Origin of the sequence: Asanoa hainanensis, assembly GCF_900188485.1 — a bacterium.
GTDB classification, from domain to species: Bacteria; Actinomycetota; Actinomycetes; order Mycobacteriales; family Micromonosporaceae; genus Asanoa; species Asanoa hainanensis.
This window is the reverse complement of sequence record NZ_FZPH01000035.1, coordinates 23485-38194: the sequence shown is the minus strand read 5'-3', so window position 1 is coordinate 38194 and position 14710 is coordinate 23485. Positions and strand designations below refer to the sequence as shown.

Genomic DNA, 14710 nt, shown 5'->3' with positions numbered 1-14710 from the left:
GAGGAGGTCGTCGGTGGGTTCGCCGCGGCCGCTGTAGCGGTGGGCGAGGTGGTTGGCCAGGGGGAGCCAGGCCTCGATGGTGCGGTCGCGCAACGTCGCCCGGGACGGGTGGTCGGCTGGCAGCGCGGCCAGGGCGGCGAGCAGCTCAGTCGGCTCCGCCGTGTCCGGAGTGGACTTGAAGAGGGTCTGCGTCGACATCGTGGGCCTCCCAGGACGTACCCGAATAGCGATCTTTGCTATGGAGCACGGGTTAACCAATCGACGCTCACTCTAAGCCGGTCAGCGAGAAGAAGCTAGCCGAAAGTATGAGTCATCTTTCCTCCAAAAAGGACTAATGCTAACGTAAGCCGCTCAGAACTTTTGGTACATGACGTGCAAGCCGACCAAACCGTGCACGCGATGGTCGAAGGCTTCCGGGATGGTCGTCATGATCGTGAAGCCGAGTTGCTGCCACAGCCGCACCGCGACGACGTTGGTCGACACCACGGCGTTGAACTGCATCCCCACGTAGCCCTGCGCCCGCGCCCACTCGACCGCATAGGTGCCGAGGGCCTTGCCGATGCCGCGTCCCTGGTGCGCCGGATCGACCATGAAGCTGGCCGTCGCGATGTGCGCGCCGCGACCCGGGCGGTTGGGTCCCATCTTCGCCGAGCCCAGGATCTCCCCGCCGTCCGTCGCGACGACGGTCACGCCCGGCGGCGGCTCCATCCACCACGGACGCGCCGACTCCAGCGTGTGGTCGAGGGGATAGGCATAGGTGCCGCCGGCATCCGTGATGGCGGCGAAGAACGGATAGATGCGCGGCCAATCGGCCGCCGAAGCCTCGCGAATCTCCACGGGACCGAGACTAGAGTGGATGGAGACCACGCTGCCCCCCGGCAAACCAGGAGCGGCCCTGTGGCTCAGCAGACGATCGACGACCACGACGCCTTGCCGGAGCTGGAGGCCGCCGGCTGGCTTCACCACAGCGAGTCCTTCGCCGAGACCAGCTTCTGGGCCGTCGCCCGCCGGTTGCCGGCGATCGTCCGGGAGGCGCTCGCCCTGGCCTGGCAGGCCAACCGGGTCGACACGATCGCCGCCATCGCCTTCAACGTCGTCGCCGGTGTCGCCACCACCTTCGGGCTGCTGGCCACCAGCACGGTGCTGACCGAGCTGTTCGCCGCCGGACCCACCCCGGACCGGATCGCGGCCGCCCTGCCCGCGCTGGTCGTGGCCGCGGTCGCCGTCTCGATCCGGGGCGGGTTGACCATCGCCGCCGGTTGGGCCCAGGCCCGGATGGCTCCGCAGATCAACTACGCGGTCGAGCTGCGGCTGTTCGGCGCCACCACGGCGGTCGGGCTGGCCGCGTTCGACGACTCGGGCTTCGCGGAGGAGATGGACCGCGCCAAGGACCGGGGCATCGTCGAGGCGGCCTCGATCGTCAACTCCAGTGTGGACCTGTTGACCGGCCTGGTCCGGGTTGCCGCCACGGCCGCCGCGATCGCCGTCATCGAGCCGATCCTGCTGCCCTGCCTGATCCTCGCGGCGATCCCGTCGGCGGTGACGGCGGTGCGGATGGCCCGCCGGGAATACCTGGCCATGCTGGCATTCATCGGTCGGCGCCGGCGGATGTGGCTGCTCGGCAGCATCATGGCCAACCGGCACACCGCGGCCGAGGTACGCAGCTACCAGATGCGGGACTTCCTGCTCGGCCAGTACGAGCGGATCATGCGCGGCCAGACGGCGGCGGAGATGCGGCTGGTCCGCGCGCAGACCGGCACCCGGACCGTCGGCGCGGCCGTGGGCGGCCTGGCCAGCTTGGCGTTGTACGGCGTGCTCGGCTGGATGCTCGTCGACGGCGCGATCCCGTTGGCCGCCGCCGCGACCGCGCTGCTGGCCCTGCAGGCCGCACAGATGGGACTCAACACCGCGATCTACGCGACCAACCGGTTGTACGAGGACGCCCTCTACTACGGCGACTTCCGCGCGTTCGTCGACCGGGCCTGGGCGCAGGCACCCGAACCGAGCGGTGAGCCGGCCAGCGACTTCGCCGAGATCCGGCTCGACCGGGCCAGCCTGCGCTACCCCGACACCGACACGCCGGCCGTCGACGAGGTGACGCTGACCGTACGCAAGGGTCAGGTGATCGCGCTGGTCGGCGAGAACGGCTCCGGCAAGTCCAGCCTCGCGAAGCTGCTCGCGGGGCTCTACCAGCCGACCGGCGGCACCATCACCTGGAACGGGGTCGACGTGCGGCGGCTCGACCCGGCCAGTCGGGCCGCGCAGGTCGCGGTGATCACCCAGGACTGGTGGAAGTTCCCCTTCACCGCGCACCAGAACATCGCGGTCGGGCGCGGCGATCGGGAGACCGGCCCTACGGTCGTCGACGCGGCGACCGCGGCGCTGGCCCACGAGATGATCGAAGAGCTGCCCAAGGGGTACGCGACGCTGCTGAACCGGCAGTTCAAGGACGGCCACGACCTGTCCGGCGGCCAGTGGCAGCGCCTGGTCGCGGCCCGCGGCTTCTATCGGGACGCCGCCCTGTTGATCTGTGACGAGCCGTCGTCGGCCCTGGACGCCCGGGCCGAGCACGCGATGTTCCAGCAGCTGCGCCGCCGCCCGGACCGCACGGTGGTGCTGATCACACACCGGCTCGCCAACGTGCGGCACGCCGACCAGATCTACGTGCTGCACCACGGCCGCATCGTGCAGCACGGCAGTCACGCGGAGCTGGTCGCTGCCGGCGGGCTCTACCAGGAACTCTTCCACCTCCAGGCCAGCGGCTACCTCGGTTAGCAAGTTCCCAGCGAACCCTCAGCGAATCCCGATAATCTCGGCGGGTGGATGAAGGTAGTACCAAGCCGGTCTCCGACCGGCTTCCCGCACAGATTCACCTAGGGTCCTCAGACATTTTGCCGCTGCCGCGGCAAAGCGTCTTCCGGTCATGCTGATCCTGCTGGGCCTCGTGATCATCGTCGCGCTGACGGTGGCGACCGGCTTCTTCGTGGCCCAGGAGTTCGCTTACGTCGCTGTCGACCGGTCCAAGCTGCGCGCTGAGGCCGAAGCAGGCGACGCCGCCGCCGAACGCGCGCTGCACGTGACGTCCCGCTTGTCGTTCATGCTCTCCGGAGCGCAGCTCGGCATCACCGTCACCGCCCTGCTCGCTGGTTACCTGGCCGAGCCGTACCTCGGCGAGGGCATCGCCGACCTCGTCGGCCTGAGCGGCGCGTCCGAAGGCGTCACCGCCACCATCTCCGTGGCCATCGCGCTGTTGATCGCCACCGTGATCCAGATGGTGGTCGGCGAGCTCGCGCCCAAGAACCTCGCCATCGCCAAGCCCGACGCGCTGGCCCGCGCGTTGTCCCGGCCGACGGTGGCGTACCTGAAGATCGCCGGGCCGTTGATCAAGTTGTTCGACGCGACCTCCAACAAGCTGCTCCGCTCGGTCGGCATTCACCCGGTCGAGGAGCTGCCGCAGGGCGCGACGACCGAGGATCTCGACCGGATCATCGAGAGCTCGCGCCAGTCCGGCCAGCTCGACGCCGACACGTCGCGGCTGCTCGACCACGGTCTCGACTTCCGCATCCGGACGGCCGGCGACGCGATGGTGCCCCGGGTGGACGTGGTCACGGTCCGGGCGTCCGACCCGGCGGTGCGGGTGGTCGCGCTGCTCGACACCGGCCACACCCGGTTCCCCGTGCTCGGCTCGGCCGTCGACGACGTACGCGGCATCGTCGCGGTCGCCGACATCGTCGAGGTGGAGCCCGCGGACCGCGGCACGGTGCTGGTCGAGACCCTCGCCGCGCCCGCCGTGCTGGTGCCGGAGACACTGCCGTTGCCGGCGGTGCTGGAGCGGCTGCGCGCCGAGCACCGCCAGCTCGCCTGCGTGATCGACGAGTACGGCGGCTTCGCCGGCGTGATCAGCCTCGAGGACGTGGCCGAGGAGCTGGTCGGCGAGATCCACGACGAGGACGACCTGCCGCAGCCCTCCGCCCGCCACCGCCCCGACGGCCTGTGGTCGCTGCCCGGCCGCTGGCGCCTCGACGAGGCGGCCGAGGCCACCGGCGTGGTGCTGCCGACGTCGCCCACCTACGACACCCTCTCCGGCCTGGTGCTGCAACGGCTCGGCCGGGTGCCCAACCCGGGCGACGTGGTGCTGGTCGAGCTGCCGCCGGTGCTCTCGGAGGACGCCGAGCCGGTGTCGCCGGGTCGGGCCCGCCTGCGGGTCGAGTCGGTCCGCCGGCACGTGCCGGACGAGGTCTCGCTCGAGGTGGTGCCGGCATGAACACGACCTGGTCGCTGATCATCTCGCTGCTGCTGCTCGTGGCCAACGGGTTCTTCGTGGCCGCCGAGTTCGCGCTCGTGGCCTCCAAGCGGCACCGCCTGGAGCAGGCCGCCGCCGAGGGCAACAAATCGGCCCGTTCGGCGATCGCCGGCGTACGCGAGCTCTCGCTCATGCTGGCCGGCGCCCAGCTCGGCATCACGCTGTCCACGCTGGCCCTGGGTGCCCTGGCCAAACCGACGGTCAGCCACCTGCTGCACCCGGTCTTCGACGCGGTCGGGCTGCCATCGGGCCTCTCGTACGTGTTCGCGTTCCTGTTGGCCGTGATCGTCGTGAGCTTCCTGCACGTGGTCGTCGGTGAGATGGCCCCGAAGTCGTGGGCGATCAGCCACCCGGAGCGGTCGGCGCTGCTCCTCGCCCGCCCGTTCCGCGCGTTCACCTGGGTGTTCCGGCCGGCGCTGCTCGCGCTCAACCAGCTGGCCAACGCCTGCCTGCGGCTGGTAAAGGTGCGCCCGCAGAACGAGCTGGCCCAGGTGCACGGCCCGGACGAGCTGCGCCTGCTGCTCCAGTCGTCGCGCGAGCACGGCACGATCGCCGCGGCCGAGCACGAGCTGTTGACCGCGATGCTGGCGGTGCAGAACACGACCGTGGCGCAGGTGATGACCCCGTTGGCCGAGGTCGTCTCGGTGCCGCCGACGGCACCGGCCCGCGAGATCGAGCTGACCAGCCGGCGCAGCGGCCGATCCCGGCTCGCGGTGATCGCCGCCGACGGCCAGGTGCGCGGCTTCGTCCACGTCCGCGAAGCGGTCCGGGTCACCACCTCGGGCACGGGGCAGACGGCGGCCGACCTGATGTCGTCGCCGCTGTCGCTCGGCGCGACGGTCCCGGTGGCCGGGGCGGTCCGGATGATGCGCGAGCATCGTTCCCAGCTCGCCGTGGTCACCTCGGACGACCGGGTGGTCGGCGTGGTGGCGCTGGAGGACCTGTTGGAAGAGCTGATCGGCGAGTTCGACGACGAGACCGACCGCATCGTCGGTGCCGCGGCCCGGGCTAGGGCCGCGTAGGCGCGGTCTCGTCGCTGCCGAACAGCACGGCGATCGAGGGTCCGCAGGCGAGGACGGCCGCCAGGAGGGGTATCCCGTAGAACCAGCCGGGGAACATGCCGACGCCCGGGAACCGGACGGCGATCGCGGCCCCATAGCCCGTCATCGCGGCCAGAGCGAGGAGCCCGGTGATGTCGGTCCACCGCCAGGACCGGCGTCGCCGGGCCGCGAGAACGATGGTGGGGCTCAGCGTCGCCGCCACGGCGACGACGACGGCCAGCACGACGATCGGCCGCGGCTTCCAGTCGGTGGACACGGGCGCCTGGTAGAAGCAGCAACCTTCGCCGGCCGCTGGGAAACCGAGGCGGACCCACTCACCGCGTACGTCCCGGTAGAGCAGACCGTCGCGGCCGTTGGCGACGAACACGACGTGGCCGCCGTCGACGGGATGCGCCACGACGGCACGCGAGGACAGGTGATCGGCCGGGTCGCCGACGTCCGGATACGTGTCGACGAGCTTGTTGTACGCCCGGCCGTCGATCTCCCACGACGTGCCGTAGGTGCCGCCCGTGTCGTTGCTCGCTTCGACCCGCAAATCGGTTCTCGCCACTCGATAGCAGGTCGTGTCCACACACGCGGTGACGGTGGCGGTCGTGGTAGGCCTTTCGGGCACGCGCTCGAGCGCTTCGCCGGTGTCGTCCACGAGCCAGTAGCTCGGCTCCTGGTCCCGCCACCGGCTCTCGACGACGACGGTGCCGGGACGTTCGCCCTCGACGACGGCCGTGACCTCGGTAAGATCCCGCAGGACCAGCGTGTGCATCCCGAAGTCCACGGTGGACGCACAACCGCAGCCGACGGCGGCGATCACCAGGAAAGCCAACGCGAGTCCCCGACTTCTCATCGACCAACGGTCGCGCCTGTCGGCAACGAGCCGATGTCGAAGCGGCCACGATCTTCGTTCAGCCGTTGGCCAATCGCCGCCTTCTGACCCGTTGGTCGTCGAGCCAGAGCGCCAGCCGTTTGCGCGTGGCGTATAGGACCGTGCCGGCCAGCAGGACCGTGACCAGGGCCGTCCAGAACCAGAAGCGGGGGCCTGCGCCGGTGGGCGGGTTCGCGTGGCGGACCTGCCCGCCCCGGATCACGTTGTCGGCCACGTCGATCGCGACGACACCTCGCGGCGCGGTGAGCAGCGTGGTGGGCGTGCTGGCGCCGCGGCCCAGGGCCAGCACCTGGACGGTGCTGACGTTCGCGTACGCCAAGCGTTGTGCCATCTCCAGGAAGATGTCGAACCGGACCTCGGCGGTGGCCGCCGGTTGATAGGCGACGACCCGCGCGGAGCCGTCCGCCGACCAGCCCAGCAGCCGGATCGCGGACACGCCGGACACGGCCGGGGTGTCCAGCGCGCCGAGGTCCCGACCCGTGGCGGGGTCCACCGACCGCAGGCTCCAGCGCATGCCCTCGCGCCTGGTGACCGTCAGGGTCCGGCCGTCGGTGCTCCAGGCGCCCTTGCCGGCCAGTTGCGTCTCCGGGGGGAGCGTGAACGAGGAGAGCCGCCGACCGCCCAGATCGACGACCGACACAGTCCGTCCATTTTGGAAGGCCAGCCGGGCGCTGTCCGGAGCGAACGCGACCGGCGATCCCAACTCCTCGACCCGGTCGGCCTCGGCCAGCCGGATCTGCTCGCCGCTGGGAGCGACGATGCTGAGCACGTCGCGGAGCTGATTCCCCCCAGGGTCGGCCGGCGGCAGGGTGTCCCGGACGACCAGCGTCCGCCCGTCCGGCGACCAGGCGACCGGTGTGCTGTCGACGGAGCTGGCGACCCCGCTGCGCACCGTGCGGCTGTCTCCCGTGGCCAGGTCGACGATCCGCACGCCTGCCGTGTTGTCGCTCCACTCGCCGAAAGCGACCTCACGGCCGTCGGGAGACAGCACCGTGTCCGCGCCGGCGCGCGTGTCGGGCTGGGCTTTGATGATCCGGTAGCGGTCGGAGTCCGCGCTGACGACCGCGACGATGCTTTGCTCGTTGGCCCCCTCCATGCCCTCGGCCCGACCCGTGAAGATCACCGAGGCGGAGCCGATCCGGGGTCGGTCCGTGGCGTGCAAGCTTCCGCGCGGGGGCACTCCGACGTGGTCGGGCAGTGCGGCCTGCGCCTGGGCACCGGCCGCCGGGGTTTTGGCCGCGCGATTGTCGGTCAACGGCAACAGCACCCCGGTGAGTGCGATTAGAACCAGCGCCGCCGTCACCGCGGCCCGCCGGCGGGACCGCCGAGCAGTCGCGAGCGCTTTCTCGTAGACCGGGTACGTCGGAACGTCGGCCGCCGCGGCGTGCAGCGAGTCGCGCAGTCGGGAGGTCAACGTGGGCTCCTCTCCGCCGTGCCGTCGACGAGCTCGGGCGCGATTGCGCGCAGCCGGTGGAGCGCGTCGTGGCCGTGCCGTTTCACCGTGCCGACCGAGCAGCCCAGCACCTCGGCGACCTGCGCCTCGGTCAGGTCCTCGTAGAACCGCAGCACCACCACGGCCCGCTGGCGCGCGGTGAGCCGGCGCAGCGCCGCGGCCAGGGTGAGGCGCAGCGCGGTCGTGTCGGAGTGGTCGTCGCCCGGCTGCTCGGTGGGCTCCGACTCCAGGCGTTCGGCGAGCCGGCGGCGCCGCCACCAGGTGACCTGCTGGTGGTACATCGCGCGGCGCACGTACGCCTCGGGATCGGTGATGTGTCGCCAGTGCCGGTAGGTCTTGGCCAGGGCGTTCTGCAGCAGGTCCTCGGCGAGTTGGTGGTCGCCGGTGAGGAGGTAGGCCCGCCGGGACAGCGCCGCCGAACGGTGCACCACGAAATCGTGGAACGTCTCGGCCAAAGCACACCCCCTCACCCAGGTAGGACGCGCCCCCGCGCGGAAAGGGTTGGGGTCGGAATCTTGGCACTAGCGCCAACCGGTTTGTTATGGAAACCTATTGGCATGACTTCAGATACGGTTCCGGCCGCCGGCGACCCCCGCCGGCTGCTGGCTGACGTGCGCGGCCTCGCGCGAAAGGTTCGTTTGACGCAGCGGGTGACCTGGTTGCCGCTGCTCACGCTGGCACTGGTCACCTTCGGGGCGATTCCCGCCAACATGCTCGGGGAGCCGGTCACCCGCGACTGCTACTCGGTCGAGGGCGGCGAGATCTGCAAGATCTGGGAACCGGCGGCAGATCTCTACTGGCTGGTCGCCCTCGTGGTGGCCTACGTGGTGATCGCGCGGGTCTACCTGCGGGTCGCGCGCGAACGGGGAGTCGACGCGCGGGTGCTCCCGTACGTGCTGACGGGTGTCGGCTTCTCGGTCTTGATGTTCGCCCTGATCGGGGTCGGCGCGGGGGTGTGGTTCGTCCGCGACGCTGCGGACCTCCTCAACCCGTCAACGTCCATCGAGGTGCTGTTCCGGCTGCTCACGCCCGTCGGCGGGATCGGCCTCGCCCTGCTGGTGCTGGCCTGGCTGGAGCGCAACGTCGCGCTGCTGCTGTTCACCCTCGGCTACCTGGCGGTGATCCTGGTGCCGATCGACTTCGGTTGGGGAGTCCACTGGGGAGGCCACCTGCAGGGTGTGACGTCGCTGGTCATCGTCGGCGGAGTGCTGCTGCTCGGCAGTGGCGGTTTCGCGCTGGCGCAACGGCTGCGGCGGACCCCGTGACCGAACCTTTGCACCCGGTCACCGGCCTGGACGACGTCGTGCACCAGCGGGTCAGGCTCGGCATCCTGACCATCGCGCACGAGGCCCGCCGGGTGGAGTTCGTCTACCTGCGTACCCAGTTGGGGCTGACCGCCGGAAACCTCTCGCAACACCTGACCGTGCTGGAAACGGCGGGCCTGGTCGAGGTCGAGAAGGGCTACGAGGGAAAGCGCGGCCGCACCTGGATCACCCTGACCGCGGCGGGCAACACCGCGCTCGCCGAGGAGATAGCGCGACTCAAGCAACTCATCGCCCGAGTAGAGAGGCCATGACCACTGACTTACGGGCCGAACCAGACGACGGCGATCGCGGCGATGAACAGCAGGAGGCCTGAACCCGCGGTGAGGATGGCGGCCCGGAGGTCGCGAGCGCTGCGGCGGGCGGCGCGGCGGTCGTCGAGGACGAGGTTGTCAATCGTGAGGCGGCGGGGGCGCGCCGGGAAGCCGTGCGCTGCGCGGGTGCTGAGGAAGATGCCGCTGGCCGTGGCCAGGACGGCGGTGAGCATGAGGATCCCGATGGCTGCCTGGGTGCCCGGTCGATGCCCGGCGATCAGGGTGCGGCCGGACACCAGGGCGGCCGTCAGGACCACCGTGATGAAGCCGGCGAGGCCCGTACGCCATTGTTCGCCCTGCTTGCGGATGTGCTCGAGCTCGGTGCGCCGGAGCTCCTGCAGTCGTTCGGCTCGCCAGCGGGTGAGCGGGGTGCCGACCGGGCCCGGGCGCACTTTGATGGTCATTCGCCGTCCCATTCGATGGTGAGCTGCCACGAGCGGCCGCAGCCGGGTTTGGACTCCGGCGCGTTCTCGTGCGGGAAGGCGCACGCACAGATGATCTCCATGTCCAGCTCACCGCCGGCCACCGCGCCGCGGACGAACTCCACGGGCTCGATGTGGAGCGTCTCGCCGTCGCAGGCCGGGCAGGGCCCGGTGACCGTGATGTCCACGGGATGGCTCTCATCGGGGTGCAGCGTGACCTGCGCCGTGGTGGCGGCGATCTCGTTGAGCTGGAGCGAGGTGCTGACCTCGTACGTGATCGGGTCGTGACTGGTCATCGGTTGGCTCCGAGTCCGTGACAGGCGAACGCACCCCATTCTCGGACGTGCCGATTCCCGGCCGCGAGGGTCGCTTGCGTGCGGGCCAGGGCGATGGCGGGGTCGCCGAGGTTTACGGGGTCTTTCAGGTTCTCGTAGAAGCTGAGCATCAGCCGTGCCGTCGGCCGGTCCGGTATGGACCACAGCGAGGACACGACGGTGCGGGCGCCCGCGATGGTGAACGCGCGGCACAGGCCTAACACGCCTTCCGCGTCCTGGATCGTCCCGAGGCCGCTGTCGCACGCGGACAGCACGACGAGGTTCGTGCCGGTCAGGTTCAGGTGGGCGATCTCGGCCGCGGTGAGGATGCCTTGGTCTCCGGGCGAGTTGGCACCCGCGAAGGCCAGCCCGGAGCCAACGGCGCCGCCGAGGAAGAACCCGTGCGTCGCCAGGTGGATGATCGCGGGAGCGGGTGTCGTCCGCAACGCGCTCTTCGTGGCCTCCGAACCGGTCAGCGCGGTGGTGCCGAGCCGCTTGGCGATCTCCTCTCCTTCTTCCAGGCTGCCGTCCAGCGGCCGGAAGACGGCGAACACGGCCGCACGTCGTTGCCTGCTGTCATGGTCGCCGTAGTCCGGACTCGCGATGACCAGAGCGGGGCCGGCCGGCGCGGGTCGCCGGTCTAGCAGGAGATCTCGTGCGCTACCGAGGTGGGTGATCACCGCGTCCGCGACCATCGGCCGACCCTCCGGTCCGACCAGGCTGGCCAACGGGATCTTGTGCAGATCACCGTCGGGGACGACCACGAGCCGGGCGGCGGTCGGGAGCCGCAAGGGCTCGATGATCGCGCGATGCATCTTGGCCGCGAGTGGCCGCCAGTCAGTTCCGGCCGCCGTCGGGCGCACGCGAATCGAGCGACCGGTCGCCGGCGCGATCGCCCTGCGGTACTCGCCGATCATCCGGTCGAGCTCGTCGGCCGGACCCAGGTCGACGAACCGCACCGACCCGGGTTGGCCCGCCGTCAACAGGAACGCGCCGTACCAGGCGCGCGGCCGTCCGGCGCGGCGGTCCTCGCTGTACGCGAACCGCACGTACTGGAGCAGGGTCGAGTCCGCTGGCAGGGCCTCGGCCAGCCGCTCGACGGTCGCGGTCACGAGGTCGTGTTCGCGGCGCAGCTCCGGGATTCGGCCGACGAGCCCGGTCTGCAAGCGGTCGCGTTCCTGCTCCCAGTCGCGGACGGTCCGGAAGGACGGCGGCGTGGCTCCGAACGCGATGCCGGCCAGCGACTCGTCGATCTCGCGCAGACGTTGGACGTCGCCGACCAGCTCCGGATACCTGCCGGACAGCACGGCCTGGTGCCGGTGCACCACCGCGTCCAGGGTGAGCCCGGAGCGTTGAGCGACGATCTGGAGAACCCGATCCGCGGGTACGCCCGGGTCGGCGACGAGCGCCGACAGCGCGAGATCGCGGGCTTGGTAGAGCGTCGCGACGAAGGCGAGCCGTTCCTGGTCCGACCGGGTGGCGAAAACGGGACCGATCCGTAGGTTCTCGCCGGCGACCGCGGCGCACACCAACTCGAGCGCCTGCCTCGGTCGCCCCGCGGCGACCTGGACCTCGGCCACATGAAGCAGCGCGTCGATGGTTATCGGATGATGCTCGCCGAGGTGTTCCCGCGCGTCGGCCAGGATCACCGCCGCGGCGGATTCGGCGGTCCTGCGGCCAAGCAGGAAACCCACGTGGTTGTGGGCGATCCGGTCGTTGATATGGCGCGCCTTGTCGGCATGCTCGCCCATCCGCTCGTGCATCGCCAGCACCTTGCGCAGAAGCCTGCGGGCTCGGCGTGGGTGCCCGGCGGCGAGCTCGGCGTTGGCCAGGTGGGTGAGGCTTTCGGCCACCGCGGGGTCGTCGGGAGGAAGGTGCCGGCGCCGCAGTTTGAGCGCCTTGCGCTGCTGGGCTACGCCCGCGCCGAGGTCGCCCCGCCGGACCCGGTAGACGGCGCCCTGGCTGATGTTCGCCGCGTACAGCAGCATCGCGTCCGGTGTGGCGCCCTTGGCCTTGGCCAGGATCTCGTTCGCCTCCTGGTTGGCGGCTTCGGCGCCGGCGTAGTCCCCGATCGAGCTGCGGATCCGAGCGAGCAGGTGGCAGCCCAGTGCGTAGCGCACGTCCCGGGCCTCCCGGGTCATCGCCAGCGCTCGCAGGCAGTAGTCGTGGGCCGTGTCAAAATGGCCGATCTTGTGGTGCGCGTCGGCGAGGGCCCGCAGGACGATCTCGGTCTGCGGAGCCTGCTCGCCGAAGCTCTCGGTCATGCCTTGAAGGGCGGACTCGTAGAGCTCGATCGCGCCGCGGTGGTCGCCCATCGCCTTCCGCAGCGAGCCCAGAAGGTGCTGGACGACCGGCAACCACTCGGGGTCGGTGCCCGCCAGGCGGTGTGCGGCCCGCGCGGAGTTGACGGCCTGCTCCATATCGCCGGCGCGGCGGTGTTGAAGCGACCGCTGCACCAGCGCTGCCACCGGTGACCCGTCGGAGGCCACCGCCGAGTTCAGGAGCCAGGCTGTCCAGTCGACGGTCACGGTGCCAGGATCCTGCTCTTGGCGCCCAACGTGTCGAAGATGTCGAGGGCCAGCTGTGGGGTCAACTCGTCGCTCATCACGGTCGCGTGCTTGTTCTTGAAGCCGCGCCACGCCTGCGGCGGAATCCGCAGCCAGCGCACGCCGAGGATCGGCCGCATCGCCCAGGCCGCGGCCCAGACCTGCCGCCGGTCGGACCAGCGGACCCGCAGACCGGCGGAAGCTTCCCGGTATTCGGCCACGGCGTCACGGTCCCCGTCCAGCACACTGGACATCGTCAACAGCAGCAAAGCGTCGCGCCGGTTGTACGCGTCAAGGTGCGGTTGGGCGAGGATCTCCGCGGCGATCGCGATCCCGCCCGCGTCGTCGCCGGCTCCGAACTTGATCCGGGCCTCCAGCAACCTGTTCTCGTCGCGCAGGATCGCCAGACCGGACTGGTCGTAGCACTCGGTCTGCGTCGCCAGCACCTCACCGGCGGCGTCGAGGTGTCGGGACCGCATCGCTCGTGCGAGCTCCGGTCGAGCGGCGGCAGCGCGTAGCAACGGCAGTAGCTGGCCGACGTCGCGTCCAGATCGGCGCGCACCTCGCTCGACCGCGGACAACGCCTGTTCGACCAGGAACGTCCACGAGTCGAACGGGTCCCGTGCCCGGCTCATCGCCAGGTCCGCGTCGAAGGGTGCCAGGTTCAGCAGTGCCTCCGTGGTGGGTGTGCGGTTGTCCAGGCTCTGTTCGGCTTTGGCGGCGAGCATGGTCAGCAGCCCGGCGTCCGCCGAGTGTCGGCGCCGGATGATGGCGTGCCAGGCCCAGTCGTCGAACACGTCGTCGGTGTCACCCATCAGCTGGATCAGGTCCTGGGCGACGACCTGGTTGAACGGCGTCGCCCGCAGGAGCGCCATGGCGACCAGCGCACCCGCGGTAACCAGCGCCACGGTCGTCAACAAGGCAGGTGTCACCGGCGACTCGGGGAACCGCGCACTGAGCAGAGCCGCGAACAAACCGCCTTGCGCGAGCGTCTGGCGTATCCGCGCACCAGCCGGAACGAGCGTCGGTGCCGTCGGGTACGGGACGGGGAAGGTCGCGAGCGCGACGCCGGCCGCGAGCGGCATCGCCACCATGAGCACCCACGTCGGCCGGAACTCGGCCAGCTCGTCCACCACGGCCGAACCGACTGGCGAGAAGGCGAGATAGCCGACGACGACGAACCGGAACCACTCCCTGCGCCGCAGCTGAACGCGCCACGGCGCGGGCACGGTCCCGGTGAGCCGGAACCACCGGACGAACACAAGGAGACTCGCGAGCACGGCGACCGAAGCCCAGCCCGACCACGACCAGATCGCCCAAGCGGCGGCACCGCCGGCGGTGGCCGTGAGCAGGAGCGTCCACGGCGTCGGCCCTTCCTGGATGTCCAACGCGCCGAACAGCATGGAGGTCCACCCGGACACCCCGATCGTCACCACCGAGACGACCAGCAGCGGGGCGACGAACCAGAGCAGGACGGCCAGGTCGGGCTGCCACACCGAGAACACCAGCAACGAACCGACACCCAGCCCTACCGCGCGGTTGAACCCGAGCAGCAGCGCGAGCACGACCAGGCTGACGATGTGGAGACGTTCCAGGATCTGCGCGACCGCCAACGAGAGCGCGATGCCCACCACGACACTCACGAGAACCGCGCCGACGCCGCGCCGCGCGACCGCCCGGCGAGGGCGTCGGGTCATGATTGTCATGAACGTGCTCGTGTGCCAGCGCAGCAGCACCTCGCCGAGGAGCGCCACCGCGACCGCGGTGACGATCACCACGACATCCCTGGCAGACGCATGATCGGCAGCCCCAATCAGTCCTGATTCAGTTTTCCGCCGCCGACCCGTGCTCGCAGTCGTAAGAACGACACGCATTTGAGGTGTGAATCCAGGTTCACGCGCGCCAGCCGACCTCTGGGGCGTGGCCTGGCACACATCAGCCGCCCCCGCCGGGGCACCAGTCCCTGGACAGCGGCTCGACGGGCCGGATAGCGACCCGACTCGGGACCCCACTGCACGTTTCGTCCCTGGTCAGGTGGCCAGCCAAAACCACACATTAAATCGTCCATTGTGGGCATGCGACGCTCCCGAGCGTC

Annotated in this window: 13 protein-coding genes and 1 pseudogene; 5 read left to right on the top strand and 9 right to left on the bottom strand. The window is 70.5% G+C overall.

Annotated features, from left to right (window positions below):
- A pseudogene (locus CHC05_RS40090) lies at positions 1–198 on the bottom strand (RNA polymerase sigma factor SigF); the annotation flags it as partial.
- Positions 199–351: 153 nt separating this feature from the next.
- Positions 352–837 (bottom strand): GNAT family N-acetyltransferase, encoded by a 486-nt coding sequence (locus CHC05_RS40085; RefSeq protein WP_089256078.1) that lies wholly within the window; start codon positions 835–837, stop codon positions 352–354.
- A gap of 60 nt (positions 838–897) precedes the next feature.
- On the opposite strand from CHC05_RS40085, the gene CHC05_RS40080 reads away from it, so the two are divergent.
- The 3 genes from CHC05_RS40080 to CHC05_RS40070 all read left to right on the top strand — a co-directional run bounded on the left by CHC05_RS40080 (position 898) and on the right by CHC05_RS40070 (position 5325).
- Positions 898–2775 (top strand): ABC transporter ATP-binding protein, encoded by a 1878-nt coding sequence (locus CHC05_RS40080; protein WP_245871482.1) that lies wholly within the window; start codon positions 898–900, stop codon positions 2773–2775.
- 148 nt (positions 2776–2923) lie between these two features.
- On the top strand, positions 2924–4264 hold the full coding sequence (locus tag CHC05_RS40075) for a hemolysin family protein (protein WP_089256076.1): 1341 nt from the start codon (positions 2924–2926) through the stop codon (positions 4262–4264).
- Complete coding sequence (locus CHC05_RS40070; protein ID WP_089256074.1) at positions 4261–5325, top strand: hemolysin family protein; 1065 nt, start codon at positions 4261–4263, stop codon at positions 5323–5325. The genes CHC05_RS40075 and CHC05_RS40070 overlap by 4 nt, the downstream gene beginning before the upstream one ends.
- On the opposite strand, the gene CHC05_RS40065 is transcribed toward CHC05_RS40070, so the two are convergent.
- The 3 genes from CHC05_RS40065 to CHC05_RS40055 are packed head-to-tail and all read right to left on the bottom strand — an operon-like array spanning position 5312 to position 8152.
- Positions 5312–6205 carry a hypothetical protein gene (locus tag CHC05_RS40065; protein ID WP_144023001.1) on the bottom strand — a complete coding sequence of 298 codons (894 nt, stop codon included), beginning with the start codon at positions 6203–6205 and terminating at the stop codon, positions 5312–5314. The genes CHC05_RS40070 and CHC05_RS40065 overlap by 14 nt on opposite strands.
- Positions 6206–6263: 58 nt before the next feature.
- The gene (locus CHC05_RS40060) at positions 6264–7658 is read right to left on the bottom strand and encodes a hypothetical protein (RefSeq protein ID WP_089256070.1); all 1395 of its coding nucleotides are present in this window, start codon (positions 7656–7658) and stop codon (positions 6264–6266) included.
- Complete coding sequence (locus CHC05_RS40055) at positions 7655–8152, bottom strand: SigE family RNA polymerase sigma factor (RefSeq protein WP_089256068.1); 498 nt, start codon at positions 8150–8152, stop codon at positions 7655–7657. Before CHC05_RS40055 ends, CHC05_RS40060 begins: the two co-directional genes overlap by 4 nt.
- A 102-nt stretch (positions 8153–8254) precedes the next feature.
- Here CHC05_RS40055 and CHC05_RS40050 point away from each other — a divergent pair, with 102 nt between their 5' ends.
- A complete protein-coding gene (locus CHC05_RS40050) occupies positions 8255–8962 on the top strand; it encodes a hypothetical protein (protein WP_089256066.1) in 708 nt (235 codons plus the stop codon).
- Positions 8959–9273, top strand: a complete 315-nt coding sequence (locus CHC05_RS40045; RefSeq protein ID WP_089256064.1) for a transcriptional regulator — start codon at positions 8959–8961, stop codon at positions 9271–9273. Before CHC05_RS40050 ends, CHC05_RS40045 begins: the two co-directional genes overlap by 4 nt.
- A gap of 8 nt (positions 9274–9281) precedes the next feature.
- Here the strand turns inward: CHC05_RS40045 and CHC05_RS40040 are convergent, their stop codons facing one another.
- Genes CHC05_RS40040 through CHC05_RS40025 form a run of 4 tightly spaced genes read right to left on the bottom strand, consistent with a single transcriptional unit; the run spans position 9282 to position 14390 of the window.
- Positions 9282–9737 (bottom strand): hypothetical protein, encoded by a 456-nt coding sequence (locus tag CHC05_RS40040; protein ID WP_089256062.1) that lies wholly within the window; start codon positions 9735–9737, stop codon positions 9282–9284.
- The gene (locus CHC05_RS40035; RefSeq protein WP_089256060.1) at positions 9734–10051 is read right to left on the bottom strand and encodes a hypothetical protein; all 318 of its coding nucleotides are present in this window, start codon (positions 10049–10051) and stop codon (positions 9734–9736) included. Before CHC05_RS40035 ends, CHC05_RS40040 begins: the two co-directional genes overlap by 4 nt.
- Positions 10048–12597, bottom strand: a complete 2550-nt coding sequence (locus CHC05_RS40030) for a CHAT domain-containing tetratricopeptide repeat protein (RefSeq protein ID WP_089256058.1) — start codon at positions 12595–12597, stop codon at positions 10048–10050. Before CHC05_RS40030 ends, CHC05_RS40035 begins: the two co-directional genes overlap by 4 nt.
- Positions 12594–14390 (bottom strand): hypothetical protein, encoded by a 1797-nt coding sequence (locus CHC05_RS40025; protein ID WP_144023000.1) that lies wholly within the window; start codon positions 14388–14390, stop codon positions 12594–12596. Before CHC05_RS40025 ends, CHC05_RS40030 begins: the two co-directional genes overlap by 4 nt.
- Positions 14391–14710 lie beyond the last annotated feature (320 nt).